General features: G+C 40.8%; 9 protein-coding genes. 4 read left to right on the top strand and 5 right to left on the bottom strand.

All coding sequences use genetic code 11. From position 1 onward, the window contains the following. Positions 1-16: 16 nt before the first annotated feature. From pepN to FCV43_RS13020, 5 genes are all read right to left on the bottom strand, one after another. Positions 17-2623, bottom strand: a complete 2607-nt coding sequence (gene pepN / locus FCV43_RS13040) for an aminopeptidase N (protein ID WP_136995442.1) — start codon at positions 2621-2623, stop codon at positions 17-19. 196 nt (positions 2624-2819) lie between these two features. Then, positions 2820-3440, bottom strand: a complete 621-nt coding sequence (locus FCV43_RS13035) for a hypothetical protein (RefSeq protein ID WP_431188294.1) — start codon at positions 3438-3440, stop codon at positions 2820-2822. A 209-nt stretch (positions 3441-3649) separates the two neighbouring features. Then, complete coding sequence (prc, locus tag FCV43_RS13030) at positions 3650-5656, bottom strand: carboxy terminal-processing peptidase (RefSeq protein WP_017053638.1); 2007 nt, start codon at positions 5654-5656, stop codon at positions 3650-3652. Positions 5657-5673: 17 nt separating this feature from the next. Then, positions 5674-6300: an RNA chaperone ProQ gene (proQ, locus tag FCV43_RS13025; RefSeq protein WP_017053637.1), complete on the bottom strand. Its 627-nt coding sequence runs from the start codon at positions 6298-6300 to the stop codon at positions 5674-5676. Positions 6301-6399: 99 nt separating this feature from the next. Continuing rightward, positions 6400-6873 (bottom strand): GAF domain-containing protein, encoded by a 474-nt coding sequence (locus tag FCV43_RS13020; protein ID WP_017053636.1) that lies wholly within the window; start codon positions 6871-6873, stop codon positions 6400-6402. 104 nt (positions 6874-6977) lie between these two features. Here FCV43_RS13020 and FCV43_RS13015 point away from each other — a divergent pair, with 104 nt between their 5' ends. From FCV43_RS13015 to rsmF, 4 genes are all read left to right on the top strand, one after another. Then, positions 6978-8774 (top strand): ABC transporter ATP-binding protein, encoded by a 1797-nt coding sequence (locus tag FCV43_RS13015; RefSeq protein WP_136995440.1) that lies wholly within the window; start codon positions 6978-6980, stop codon positions 8772-8774. Between the two features lie 36 nt (positions 8775-8810). Next, positions 8811-10058 carry a paraquat-inducible protein A gene (locus FCV43_RS13010; protein WP_029203477.1) on the top strand — a complete coding sequence of 416 codons (1248 nt, stop codon included), beginning with the start codon at positions 8811-8813 and terminating at the stop codon, positions 10056-10058. After that, positions 10051-12684, top strand: coding sequence for a PqiB family protein (locus FCV43_RS13005; RefSeq protein WP_136995439.1), 2634 nt, complete (start codon positions 10051-10053; stop codon positions 12682-12684). Before FCV43_RS13010 ends, FCV43_RS13005 begins: the two co-directional genes overlap by 8 nt. Positions 12685-12787: 103 nt before the next feature. Then, positions 12788-14212, top strand: coding sequence for a 16S rRNA (cytosine(1407)-C(5))-methyltransferase RsmF (rsmF, locus tag FCV43_RS13000; RefSeq protein ID WP_136995438.1), 1425 nt, complete (start codon positions 12788-12790; stop codon positions 14210-14212). The last annotated feature ends 200 nt before the right edge of the window (positions 14213-14412 follow it).

The following is a 14412-nucleotide window of genomic DNA, read 5'->3' as shown; positions in this document are numbered from 1 at the left end:
TTATCAAAATAACAAATTAAGCTTCTAGTGCTTTCGTTACTTTTTCAAACAAATCTTTTGCTAGATTATCCATTGCTTTTAATTTCTCAAGCTCCACTTTGATCAAATCTTGGCGCTGTTGATCATAGCGGCGGTACTTAAGTAATGGATCAATAAGGCGCGAAGCAACTTGTGGATTACTGCTATTTAACTCGCGTAGGATCTCTCCTGCAAATTGATAACCTTCACCTGATTTCGCATGAAATTGAACCGCATTGAAATTCAAGAACGAACCAATCAAATTACGAGTACGGTTAGGGTTTTTCAAGCTAAATGCTGAATGTTCCATTGACACTTTAATATTATCTAAAGCATTAGATGCAGGGTTCATCCCTTGAAGCGCAAACCATTTGTCCATGACCAGTCCATCATGTTTCCACTTGTCACTGTAATCTTGCATCAAGGTTTCACGACAAGGTAACTGTGCTGCATTCGCTGCAGACATTGCCGCAATCGTGTCAGTCATGTTGTTAGCCGAGTTGTACTGCTCTACTACTAACGCATCACCATTCTCATTATTTGCTAGGAAAGCCAAACATGCATTACGTAATGAACGTTTGCCAATCGCAGCATGTTCTATCGTGTACTCATCTTGTTTTAGGCTATGGTAAGTTGCTGACAATTCATCATTCAAGTTTTGAGCTAGTGTTACTTTCATCTCTTTCAAGACAGTAGCAATCGCATCCACATCCACTTGTTTAAACCAACCAGAGACTTCGTTGTGATTTGGTAAGCTTAATACTTCTGAAATAAAGGCAGGTTCTAGTTCTTCATTCAGCAATACGCCGCGGAACGCATCGATGACGGACTCTGGCAGTTCAACACCCTTGCCTTGCTGGATATTATCGATATTGGTGCGAATGTATTTACCCAGCAGCATTTGGCTTGCATCCCAACGAGCGAACTCATTACGTGCGTTAACCATTAAGAAGATCAGTTCATCATCAGAGTAATCGTATTCTAATTTAACAGGCGCAGAGAATTCTCTTAATAGAGATGGAATCGGCTGTTCTGTTACATTTTCAAAAACGAAAGTCTGTTTATCTTGCTTAACATCCAGCACATTATGAACTTTTTCACCGTTACACTGTAGCGTAATCGGTTCGCCACTTGCACTATATAGTTCAATATCGAATGGAATATGAAGTGCTTGTTTCTCTTTCTGTTCATGTGTCGCTTCTGTAGATTGCTCAACCGTTAATGAATAGGTTTTGTTTTCTGCATCATAGTCACTTTCAACACGAAGAGTCGGCGTACCCGATTGGCTGTACCACAAACGGAACTGAGTTAAATCGACACCACTTGCTTGCTCCATTGCCGCAACGAAATCTTCACATGTTGCTGCGGTGCCATCATGGCGTTCAAAGTATAACTTCATCCCTTTTTGGAAACCTACTTCACCAAGTAAAGTATGCATCATACGGATGACTTCGCTGCCCTTTTCGTACACAGTCAATGTATAGAAGTTATTCATCTCAATGACTTTTTCTGGACGAATTGGGTGAGACATTGGGCTCGCATCTTCAGCAAATTGAGGGCCACGAATAGTACGAACATTTCCGATTCGATTTACAGCACGAGAACCAAGATCCGATGAGAACTCTTGATCTCTAAAGACGGTTAAGCCTTCCTTCAAACTGAGCTGGAACCAATCACGGCAGGTAACGCGGTTTCCTGTCCAGTTGTGGAAATACTCATGACCTATAACGGCTTCAATACCTAAGTAATCGGCATCGGTTGCGGTTTGGTTATTTGCTAGAACAAACTTGGAGTTAAAGATATTTAATCCTTTGTTCTCCATTGCGCCCATATTGAAAAAATCGACAGCAACGATCATGTAAATATCAAGATCGTATTCAAGGTCGAAGCGCTCTTCATCCCATTTCATTGAGTTAATCAAGGATACCATTGCATGGCTAGCACGATCTAGATTGCCTTTATCTACAAAGATTTCTAGTGCAACATCACGACCTGATTTCGTGGTGTACTTATCGCGGAGTACATCAAAGTCGCCAGCGACAAGCGCAAATAAGTAGGCAGGTTTAGGATGTGGATCTTGCCATTTAACCCAGTGGCGGCCACCTTCGATTTCGCCTTCATCGACTCGATTACCATTACTCAGTAAGAATGGGTACTGCGCTTTATCAGCAATAACCGTTGTCGTAAATTTGGCTAATACGTCTGGGCGATCCATGTAGTAAGTTATACGACGGAAGCCTTCAGCTTCACACTGGGTGCAGAACGCACCGCCAGATTTATACAAACCTTCTAATGCACTGTTTGCTTCAGGATCAATCAAGGTAACAATCACCAACTCAAACTCACTCGGTAAGTTTGCAATCTCTAACGAAGCAGGATGAATCGTGTAGTCACTCCACTCTTCTCCGTTAACACTGATAGATTTGAGCTCTACATTGTCACCCTCTAGATTCAGCGTTGTGCTATCTAGTTGCTGTTTTACTTGAGATACAGCGGTGACTAAAGTGGCGTTATCATGTAAGTCGAAAGTCAGATCAAGATCTGAAATAGTATGAGATGGAGATTGATAATCTTTACGGTATTTGGCTTGTGGGGTGTGTGCCATGTCTTAATCCTTGTACGTAATACTTTTAAGGGAATCTTTAACAGAGTAGTTCTACGACTTGTTGAGGCATAAAACAAGCCTAGCAATAAAAAAACGAGGTATTTAGCGGAAATACCCCGTTTAGCTGCTGAATTTACATCCAGGATTAATATTAAAGGCTAAAAATATTAATATTAGTAATAGAATTATTTTTAGCTTATTTGACGCGGTTCAGTACTGCGTACATGTCGCCGTTTTCGTTTTCTAATGTCAGTTTATCGCTATCAAGTCGGTATGTTGTGTTCTGCTCACCGTTCTTATATAGCAACACTAAGTTATCACCTTCAGTGTAGTAAACACCTCGATGAATGGCCTCACTTCCTTCATCTGAAGACACTTTGAATTGGAATACAAAATCAGGCTGTAGTAGTAAATCCATTTTATTAACATTACTTGCTAATATATCATCGCCACTTAAATGCTCACTCGACCACATCCCAGCGAGAGCGTTAGGTAATGCTTTAGTAAACATGACACCGTTCAAGTTAAGCATATGATGGTTACTTGAATACTTGTAAACTTGGGGTTCAGATGTGTTCAAACCAAGAATGATGGTGTCATCATTTGCGGCAAATAACCCTTCCCAGTGGTCAACGGTGTAATCTTTTTTCTGGATATCAATTTGGAATGAATAATTTGATTCTAAGGTTAACTTTATTGCTAAAAAATTTTCAGACGATTTATTTGAATCTGGATTGATCAAATACCAATCTCCAAGTAGCAAAGGCATATCAAATTGAGTTAAATCTTTATTTTTCTCTGACACGTCATTGGCCATACTAAAGTTGGCACCAACGCAAACAAGCAACATTAAAAACCAGCGCATAATCAATCCCTCACTTTTCTTTTAAGTTTAGGTTGAGATATACGATAAATCTAAAAATTTGATCTAAATCACGTTATTTCTTTCAGCGAATTTATGAAAAAAGCGAGCTCAAGGCTCGCTTTTTATTGGATATCGATAAGTATACGACTATAAATTAGAACTTAATCAGTGCTCTCTAATTTTAGCATATCGACCATAATCGCAACGGACTCGTCTAGGTACACATCTGGAGATTCATAATCTTTTGGAACATCATCAAGTGATTTGTATGCTTCTTGCTTATCACTTTTCTGACGTAAGTTAATTCTTTCCAAACGAATTTTATCCGCTTTATCACTCTCTGCCACTCGTACTTTTTCATTCAAAGACAAAGTATTATCGTCTTTTTCAGCTTTATACTTAGCAATATCTTGAGCGATAAAGTTGAACTCCATATCCTTTTCGATACGTTGTTGATGTTGCGTAGTCAGTGTTGAAATCAACTCAGTGTTACCCTGTAACACATCGTATTTTGCTGGTGGGATACTATCCCAAGGCAGCGCATTATCTTCTACACTCTCACCCGTTTCCGAGGCTTCGATCGCTGTTGGGTATGCAATATCCGGAATCACACCTTTGTTTTGGGTGCTGCCACCGTTGATTCGATAGAATTTTTGAATCGTGTACTGAACATACCCCAACTCTTTATCAAATAAATCATAAATATGATTCAACGAACGGTGTTGTTGAACGGTACCCTTACCAAATGAGTTTTCACCCAAGATAATTGCTCGTCCGTAATCTTGCATTGCAGCAGCAAAGATTTCTGAAGCAGAAGCACTGTATCGATTCACTAACACAGTCAAAGGACCTTGATAGCTAATCTTGCCATCGGTATCACTATTGACATTGATACGGCCGTAGCTATCTCGAACTTGAACCGCAGGTCCGCTTTCAATAAACAAGCCAGAAAGAGCAGTCGCTTCAGTTAATGCACCACCACCATTGTTTCGTAAATCAACAATGATGCCATCTACATTTTGCTTTTTAAGATCAACAATAAGTTTGTCAGTATCGTTTGAAAGACCAACATAAAAACTTGGTACTTCTAACACTCCAATTTTCTTACCATCTTTCTCAATAAGCTCTGATTTTACGGCTCTATCTTCTAAACGAATCTTATCTCGGACAATTGTTACAACGTTACTTTTTGCATCTTTACCTTCGGGTAAAATCTGCAAATTAACTTTTGTACCTTTTGGTCCTTTGATTAATTGGACAACGTCATCTAAACGCCACCCAATCACATCTACGATCTCTTCGCCATCTTGTCCAACGCCAACGATGCGATCCCCTTCACCGAGTTGTTTACTACTCGATGCTGGACCACCAGCAACCAAAGAACGAATAACAGTATAATCATCCGTCATTTGTAAAACAGCGCCGATCCCTTCTAGAGATAAGTTCATCTCAGATTGGAATTGTTCTGCGTTGCGAGGAGATAAGTAACTTGTATGAGGGTCAACTTCACGCGCGAAAGCATTCATATAAAGCTGAAATGCATCTTCATTATGAGATTGAGTAAGACGCTTCATTGCATTATTGTAGCGTTTACCTAGCATTTCTTGAATCTCAGGCCACTCTTTACCCGTTAGCTTAAGATTCAACGCATCGTATTTTACTCGTTTTCGCCATAACTCATCGACTTCGGCTTGATCTTTCGGCCAAGTAGCGTCAGAACGGTCAAGTTCAATAAAGTCATCAGTATCAAATTTTATTTCGTTATCAAGCACTGACAATGCAAATTTAAAACGTTCAAAACGCTTTTGCATAGAAAGGTTATAGACATCGAACGCAATTTGATTGTTTCCTGACTTTAGCTGATCATCCAGTTGTTTTGACCAATCAGTAAATGAGTCCATATCTGCTTGAGTAAAAATATTTCGATTGTAGTCGAGCATTTCTACATAACGATCAAAAATTGCTTGAGAGAAATCGTCGTTCAGATTGAAGTGTTTGTAATGGGAACGGGTAAAACGAGAAGTTACTCGTTTGCTCGCAGTTTCATGTTGAACTTCTGGAGCTAATAGAGGCAAGTCATCTTGGTCTAGTTTGGCTTCAAGAGCCTGAGCTGAAGCTGCTAACCATAAGCTAGCAGCAATCAGTGTCAATTTTGAACGGCATTTCATGCGTAGGAGTATCTCCTTTATGCGCGCAAGTGCTCCGCTTTCACAACCATTTGAAGGCCATTTGCAAGTTGAACACGCACATCTTCCTTATTGATTTCAACAATGGTCGCAGCCATGTTTCCTTTACCCATGTTCACATTCACTTCTTTGCCAGTGATGAACTCATCAGCATTTAACGCGCGTGTTTCAACAGGTTTTTCTACTTTTGGAGCTTTTGGCGTTGCAGGGCGACGAGGCTGTTGAGCTTTCTTCGCTTTCTGTTTCGCTTTACCTTCTTCACGAGCTTTCTGAGCTTGCTCTTTACGACGAGCTTGCACTTTAGCTTTGCTTTCTGCTAACGCTTCTTTTGCATGATCAACGTGTTCTTGTTCAAGTTCACCACATGCGTTTCCGTCAAGATCGACACGAACTGCGCCAGCTTTTACGCCGTGAAGGTAACGCCATGAAGACGTGTACTGTCTTAAAGCAGCACGAAGCTGAGTTTTACTTACTTTTTCATCTTCAGCTAAACGTTCAGCAAGATCTTGAAAAATACCAATTTTAAGTGGTTTTGCTTCACCTTCTAGAGTAAAGCATTTAGGGAAACATTCAGCAACATATGCGATAACTTCTTTGCTGTTTTTTAACTTTTCAGTGTTTTCCATGTGGGTTCCTGGTTATATGCGGTCATTCCGCGAGCAATCTGATAAATATTTTACGTATTATAGAGACCTACAAGCGAAACACCACAGTCAAAGAATAATTTATGCATTGTTCGCCTGCGAATTGAGCAGGTTTTCCACTTCTGACATCAATTTTGTCAATCCAGCTTCATCAACTTCACTAAATCGACCAATATTTGGACTATCAATATCTAAAACGCCGGCTACTTTACCATTAATTGAAAATGGAATAACAATTTCTGAGTTACTTGCCGCATCACAAGCAATATGTCCTTCAAATTCGTGGACATCATAAATACGTTGAACAGTATTCGTTGCCGCAGCGGTTCCGCACACTCCTCGCCCAACCGGAATACGAACACAAGCGGGTAATCCTTGAAATGGACCCAAAACCAACTCATCTTGTTTCATTAGGTAAAAGCCTACCCAATTAAGATCATCGAGCTCCATATTCAAAAGAGCGCTGACGTTCGCTAAATTAGCGATTAAATCACTTTCTGACTCTATTAACGCGACTGCCTGTTTGGTTAAGCGTTCATAATGTTCTATTTTCATATAGTACTCTTTACTATCCTTTTATTAAAAATCCCACACTTCCATTATTGCCAGATCTACGTAGAATGCCATGCAACAACTTAATAGGACTCATTCTCATCAAGATGAACAACTCAAATGATACTATTAGCCGCTCTTGGTTAATAACTCAAGTAAAAAAACACAAGTCCAAGCTTCTGTTTGCCAACGCAATTGCTCTATTGGCAACACTTATTAGTGTCCCTATCCCTTTGCTGATGCCTCTCATGGTTGATGAAGTATTGCTAAACAACCCAGCAAGTGGACTAGAGTACATGAATCTTGTCTTGCCCGTTTCCATGCAAACTCCTACAGGTTATATCGCTCTTACCTTGTTGCTTGTCATTTTGATGCGAGGGTTCAGCCAAGCATTCAACATACTGCAAAGTAGGCAGTTCACGTTAGTGTCTAAAACCATTACTTACCACATGCGAACTAAGATGATCGATAAGCTAGGTAGGATTAGCATTAGGCAGTACGAAACTAAAGGAAGTGGCGGCATCAACGCCCATCTTATTACTGATATTGAAACGATTGATAAATTTATTGGTTCTACCTTAAGCAAATTTGTTATTAGTTTATTGACTGTCATTGGCACTGCAGGCGTTTTGTTATGGCTTGAGTGGCGTCTTGGGCTGTTTATTTTATTAGTGAACCCTATCGTTATCTATTTTTCTCGTAAATTGGGAGGCATGGTCAAGCACCTCAAGAAAAAAGAGAACCAATCTTTTGAAACTTTTCAAAATCGGCTTGTCGAAACCTTAGACGGCATCTATCAACTTCGTGCAGCCAATCGCGAAAAGGAGTTTTTAGAGCAGTTAAAAGAGCAAGCGAATCAAGTGCGAATCGATGCTGACAAGTATGCATGGCAATCGGAAGCAGCAGGACGAGTGTCGTTTCTACTTTTTTTGCTTGGATTTGAACTATTCCGCGCAGTAGCAATGCTAATGGTTCTCTTTAGTGACCTGACCATAGGCCAAATTTTTGCTGTTTTTGGTTATTTGTGGTTTATGCTCTCACCTGTTCAAGAGCTGCTAGGCATTCAGTTTTCTTGGTATAGCGCTAAAGCGGCACTTAATCGCATCAACATTCTTTTAGAGCTAGAAGAAGAAGCAAGACCAATATCTAAGGTCAATCCTTTTACAGATGATCGTGAAGTCAGTATCGACATTGAGATGATTAACTTCTCTTACAATGACGAATTGAAAGTACTCAACGACTTAAACTTAACCATTCCCGCAGGAAAAAAAGTCGCCCTAGTCGGTGCTAGTGGTGGTGGAAAATCGACACTCATTCAGCTCTTAATTGGTGTATATAGCGCAAATTCAGGCACAATTCGCTATAACGGAGAGTCAACAGAAGACATAGGCTTTAATATAATTCGTGACCAAATCGCCGTTGTATTACAACAACCTATACTATTTAACGACAGCTTAAGGCATAATCTGACTCTTGGTGCTGAGTACGATGAGCTCTCTTTATGGCGAGCTTTAGAGATAGCACAAATGCATGATGTAATTAGCCAACTGAGCCACGGTTTAGATACTCAAATTGGCCGTAATGGCGTTCGACTTTCTGGCGGCCAACGGCAGCGGCTCGCAATAGCAAGAATGGTTTTAAGTAATCCACAATTTGTTATTCTTGATGAAGCGACATCGGCATTAGATACCGCAACAGAAGCGGCTTTGCATAAAGCACTCAATGATTTCTTGAAAGATAGAACGACATTAATTGTCGCTCATCGACTGTCAGCCGTTAAACAAGCCGACATTATTTACGTACTAGAAGATGGTCAAGTATCTCAGACGGGGACGCATGGTGAATTGGTTGGACAGCAAGGTTTGTATCAAACGCTATATGGAAGCGTGCAGTCTCACGCTTAAACAGCTCAACAATTGTTTATTGAGTTGCTTTTATTCATGAGTACTCTAGTTCACCAATCTACCCTTCCGACTAAACTGAAGCTCTGCCATGGGTGTGAGCTTCCTGTCGAGATCGTTGAGATTAAGAAAGGGAAAAGTGCCTATTGCCCGCAATGCGGCACTTTACTCTACAGCGGAGAGGCCCCTTCATTATCTGGTGATCTCGCCATCGCTATTACCTGTTTACTGCTTTTTATTCCTTCACATTTTTTTGACTTCATCAGCATTAGACTTGTCGGCGTAATGATCCCGGCTACATTGCCTTCTGGAATGATTACTCTAATGAAAGAGGGATTTGTTTCTCTTGCATTGCTCATTTTGTTCTGTAGCTCCATTGCTCCTTTCCTAGTGTGCTCTTCAGTGTTAACCGCGCATCTAGGTTTAAAACTACGTTGGTTTAGAGTTTTACGTTATTCACTTTTGTGTATTCAAAAACTAAAGCACTGGATGATGTTAGATGTTTTTTTAGTCAGCATTGCAATCTCATGCTTTAAATTACAAGATTATTCGGACATTTATATTGGTTCAGGATTAGTTGGTCTTCTGTTTCTTCAACTATTTAGCGTTTTGCTTGTCAGCCGGGTCAGCACACAACGCTACTGGGACGTATGGCAGTCAGAGACCCATTATAAATTTAAGCATAAAGAGATACATTGTCATTCTTGCCATCTTTCGCAACCTACAGCAAAAAGGTGCAAACGTTGTCACGAAAAGCTTCACCACAGAAAACCGAACTCGCTGCAAAAAACGTGGGCTTATGTCATCGCTGCTTCGATAGCCATTTTTCCGGCGAACTTAATTCCAATATCAATTCTAATAACCAATGGTCGTAGATTAGAAGACACTATTTTTTCTGGGGTCGCAGGCTTGGTACGGAATGAAATGTATGGGATTGCGATCATCATTTTTGTGGCAAGTATCATAGTGCCTGTGATAAAAATTCTTGGGCTCGCTTATATATTGTTATGTATACAATTTAAACGTTCCGTTTACCACCGCCAACGAATGATTATCTATTTTGCAGTCAAATGGATCGGTAAATGGTCGGTCATGGATTTATTTGTAATTTCAATAATGATGACATTAGTTGATAGAGACCAAATTCTTAACTTTACACCCGGTTATGGCGCTGTCGCTTTTGGTATAGTCGTTATCTTAACTATGCTTGCCGCAGAGAGCATTGACCCAAGATTAATCTGGGATAATTATAATCGCCCGTCAAAAGATGAGTCAGTGAATGAATAAACAACCTACATCCCAAACGTCACATGCTCCTGATATAAAAAGGAGTAAAGGGATATCCCCTCTTTGGATCCTACCGATTATCACTATGCTTCTTGCTGGTTGGTTAGTGGTTAAAGCGGTTCACGATGCTGGGCAACGCATTCAGATTTACTTCTCTAACGCTCAAGGTCTTGTTGCAGGGAGGACAACGATTCGCTATCAAGGTCTTGAAGTCGGCATGATACGAGACATATCCCTTTCAGAAGATCTTAGTCGGATTTATGTCGATGCTGACATTTATCCTGAAGCGACAAAGTTACTCAATGCTGATACTCGTTTTTGGCTAGTCAAACCGACTGCCTCGCTTTCAGGTATTTCTGGTTTAGACGCGCTCGTTTCTGGAAACTATATCGCGATACAACCTAGTGATTCTCATGCAAAAGAAGAGACTGTATTTACGGCATTAGAATCTGCCCCCTCAGATCTGATAGCGGCAAAAGGATTAAACGTTACGCTTAAATCAAAAGATCTTGGCGGTATCTCCATTGGTTCAAAAATTGTTTATAAGAAAATTCCTATTGGTGAAGTGTTTAGTTACAAGCTTGATGAAAAATCCGAATCTGTCTTAATTCAAGCCTCTATTCAAGATGAGTTTAGTCATATCATTACCACTAAAAGTCGCTTTTGGAATGTGAGTGGGATTGGAACAAGCATTGGCTTTAATGGGATAGATGTCCGATTAGAAAGCCTTAGTGCCGTACTCGGTGGTTCTATAGCGGTAGACTCACCAGATGCTGGTGAGACTGTCACCATGCATACTCAATTCAAACTGTATCCAGACCTAAAAACCGCTGGCCGTGGTATCCCAATCCAAATCACCCTACCCGATGAAAACAAAGTCAGTGCCACTGGTGCTCCTATTGTGTACAGAGGTATTGAGATTGGGCAGATTACGAACCTCTCACTAAGCAATGAACGCGAGCAAATTATTGCCAATGCAGCGATAGAACCCGCTTTCAGCGACATGCTAACGGCTGGCAGTAAATTCATCTTAGAAGAGGCGAAAGTGTCCCTCACTGGCGTTGAAAACATCGCGAACCTAGTACGAGGAAACTTTCTAACTATAGTGCCTGGGGCGGGAGATCAAGTTCGTCAATTTACGGCGATTAGAAAAACTCAATTTAGCCAACAACAAGAAAAATCAATCTCGGTAAAACTCACCGCGGATAGCTCTTTTGGCTTAGAAGTTGGCACACGAATTCTTTACAAAGGGATCGCCGTCGGTTCAGTGATAGAAGTAAGATTAAACGACAAAAATGTCTCAATGGACGCGCTCATCGACAACCATTATGCTCATTTAATCAAATCAAGAAACCGATTCTTTATTACTGGAAGTGCAACTGCTGAGCTAACCGGATCGGGTTTAAGTATAACCGTTCCACCAGCTAAACAGTTACTGAGTGGATCAATCAGTTTTATCAGTGAAGGCTCGGATACACAGCAAGAATCGTATACCCTTTATCAAAGCCAATCACTCTCAGAATTGGCTAAATACAACCAATCGGGGTCTCAAAGTATTACTCTGTTTTCAACTGAACTGCCCTCTATTTCTAAAGACAGTCCATTACTATATCGCAATCTTCAAGTCGGCAGTGTGTCGGATTTTTATCTCGTAGATGGTGGTGTAAAAATTAAGGCGACAATTGAAAACAAATATAAACACCTTATCACTAATCAAACTGTATTTTGGAACCGTTCTGGCGTTGAAGTCGATGCCTCTTTGTCAGGAATCAGTATCAAAGCTGCACCATTAAGAAGTTTAATTCAAGGTGGCATTGCATTTGACTCACTTCCCGGTATCGAAAATAAGATCAGCGATAATTGGAAGTTATACAACAGCTATAAACATGCGAGAAAATTTGGCCGAGTCATTACATTAATGACCAACGGGCAGCAAGAAATAACCAAAGGAACGCCAATTAAATTCCAAGGTGTTACCGTAGGGGAAGTGACCTTAGTTGTCCCTCTATTCAAAAAGAGTAAGGTCGAAGTGACGGCTCGTATTTTGCCTGAATTTGTCAACAATATTACCCTAGCAGGTTCCCATTTTTGGGTCGCAGAACCGGAAATTGGTTTAGACGGAATTAAGAATATATCGTCTCTTGTGACGAAATACATCAAAGTAGAACCAGGTCATGGCAAGCCAGCCTACTCCTTCGAGTTAAGCTCTGCTCCACCAGAAGATTCAGGAGTTTCATTCAGCTTACAAAGTGAAACCCGTGGGTCAGTGAAAGTTGGTACCCCTATTTTGTACCGAGAAATACCCATTGGAAAAGTAACGTCTGTTCAGCTTGGCCAGTTTGCCGATCGTGTTATCTCTGAAGTCGAAATAGATAAGGATTACGCCTACTTAGTTCGGAGCAACAGCGTCTTTTGGAATGTCTCTGGGATTGATGTTTCTATTGGTTTATCCGGAGCTAACATCAAAACAGGCACAGTTGACAGTTTAGTTCGTGGTGGGATTACGTTCTCTACCCCGGAACAGAAACAGCTTCAACCCATTGCAAAAGAGGGTCAATCATTCTACTTATACCCACAGGCTGACGAAGAATGGTCGAACTGGCGAACCGCTATCCCTAAGCCTTAGAACAAATGAACAGAAAATGCAGCTTAACGGCTGCATTTTTGTTTAGTCCTACCTAAAATTGAATTAAAATCCCCTATTCCGTTAAAGACTCAGAGACACTCAATTGCATCCAAATATAAAGCTGCCTGACGATTTTCTTCGTGAAATCGAAGCGATCATGCCGTCCCATTTAAATATGGAAGATTTCATCTCTGCGTGTAAGAAACCGCTCCGCAAAAGTATTCGTGTTAACACTTTAAAAATTTCTGTCGAAGATTTCATTGAGCGAGCACGTCAAAAAGAGTGGACCCTATCTCCAGTTCCTTGGTGCGATACCGGATTTTGGATCGATGCTGATGAAACTTCGGTACCACTGGGAAATACCGCAGAGCACATGGCGGGACTCTTTTACATCCAAGAAGCAAGTTCCATGATGCCACCGTCTGCAATGTTTAACGCAGAAGATGACGAGTTTAATGCGATCTTGGACATGGCAGCGGCTCCGGGTTCGAAAACCACTCAGGTAGCCGCATTAATGAAGAATCAAGGCGTACTTGTTGCCAACGAATATTCAGCAAGCCGAGTCAAAGTCTTGCACGCCAATATTGAACGTTGTGGTGTTAGAAATGCCGCATTAAGTAATTTTGATGGTCGAGTATTCGGCGGTTGGCTACCAGAGCAATTCGATGCGGTTCTTCTTGATGCACCTTGTTCAGGTGAAGGTACCATTCGAAAAGATCCTGATGCAATGAAGAACTGGAGTCGTGATTCTGTAATTGCGATTGGTGACACCCAAAGAGACTTAATTGAAAGTGCCTTTCACGCCTTAAAAACAGGTGGAATTATGGTGTATTCAACCTGTACCTTGAGCTTGGAAGAGAACCAACATGTTTGTCACCATTTAAAACAAACCTTTGGTGATGCCGTTGAGTTTGAATCACTGGCGAACCTTTTTGATGATGCAGAAGCAGCATTAACGGAAGAAGGTTTCTTGCACATTTTCCCACAAATTTATGATAGCGAAGGTTTCTTTGTTGCTCGCATTCGTAAAGTATCCAGCGTCACTCCTCCTGAAGTTAAAAAAAGAATGGGTAAGTTTCCTTTTGAAAAAGCGACAGCGAAAATTCAATCGGATGTCCGTGATCAGCTAGCAAAAACACTGGATATTGATCTTCCTTCCGACTCTTCAGTTTGGTTGCGTGATAAGGATGTGTGGCTTTTCCCAAATGCACTTGAACCAATGATTGGTGAACTTCGATTCTCACGCATGGGAATTAAAATTGCTGAAACGCATAAAAAAGGATTCCGCTGGCAGCATCAAGTCGCGACGACCCTAGCCACCGGTAATGAAACAAAAACGGTGCATCTTTCAGTTGATGATGCTCGTGAATGGTATATGGGTAGAGATGTGAGACCCCTTGATCAAAGTGGTCAAGGCGAAGTGATTGTTATGCTAGAAAGCGATGTCATTGGACTCGGTAAATGGGTGGGCAATCGAGTGAAAAATGGCTTACCACGAGAACTTGTACGTGATAAAAATCTATTTTAATTACGGTCTAAACTCGACCTTTAGCCTGATTTTCTCAAAATACTAGCAAATTCGCTAAGCTGTACTACACTTATTTTATTCAACGAAATGATAGTTAATTTTAAGTAACAGTATGACTCTCATTTCTCTCAATAGTACAGCAACAAAGCAACAATGTTTCACAGAGTCGTAAGTTAGGCTCACAGATACAGATACAGATA

Origin of the sequence: Vibrio genomosp. F6, assembly GCF_005146325.1 — a bacterium.
GTDB classification, from domain to species: domain Bacteria; phylum Pseudomonadota; class Gammaproteobacteria; order Enterobacterales; family Vibrionaceae; genus Vibrio; species Vibrio cortegadensis.
Note: the sequence above shows the minus strand (reverse complement) of the source record. Positions and strands in the feature narration are given on the sequence as shown.

Coding starts and splice junctions, on each gene's coding strand:
- prc (WP_017053638.1), bottom strand. CDS start 5,656: ATGAAATGCCGTTCAAAATTGACACTGATTGCTGCTAGCTTATGGTTA.
- FCV43_RS13020 (WP_017053636.1), bottom strand. CDS start 6,873: ATGAAAATAGAACATTATGAACGCTTAACCAAACAGGCAGTCGCGTTA.
- FCV43_RS13010 (WP_029203477.1), top strand. CDS start 8,811: ATGAGTACTCTAGTTCACCAATCTACCCTTCCGACTAAACTGAAGCTC.
- proQ (WP_017053637.1), bottom strand. CDS start 6,300: ATGGAAAACACTGAAAAGTTAAAAAACAGCAAAGAAGTTATCGCATAT.
- pepN (WP_136995442.1), bottom strand. CDS start 2,623: ATGGCACACACCCCACAAGCCAAATACCGTAAAGATTATCAATCTCCA.
- FCV43_RS13035 (WP_431188294.1), bottom strand. CDS start 3,440: ATGGCCAATGACGTGTCAGAGAAAAATAAAGATTTAACTCAATTTGAT.
- FCV43_RS13005 (WP_136995439.1), top strand. CDS start 10,051: ATGAATAAACAACCTACATCCCAAACGTCACATGCTCCTGATATAAAA.
- FCV43_RS13015 (WP_136995440.1), top strand. CDS start 6,978: ATGAACAACTCAAATGATACTATTAGCCGCTCTTGGTTAATAACTCAA.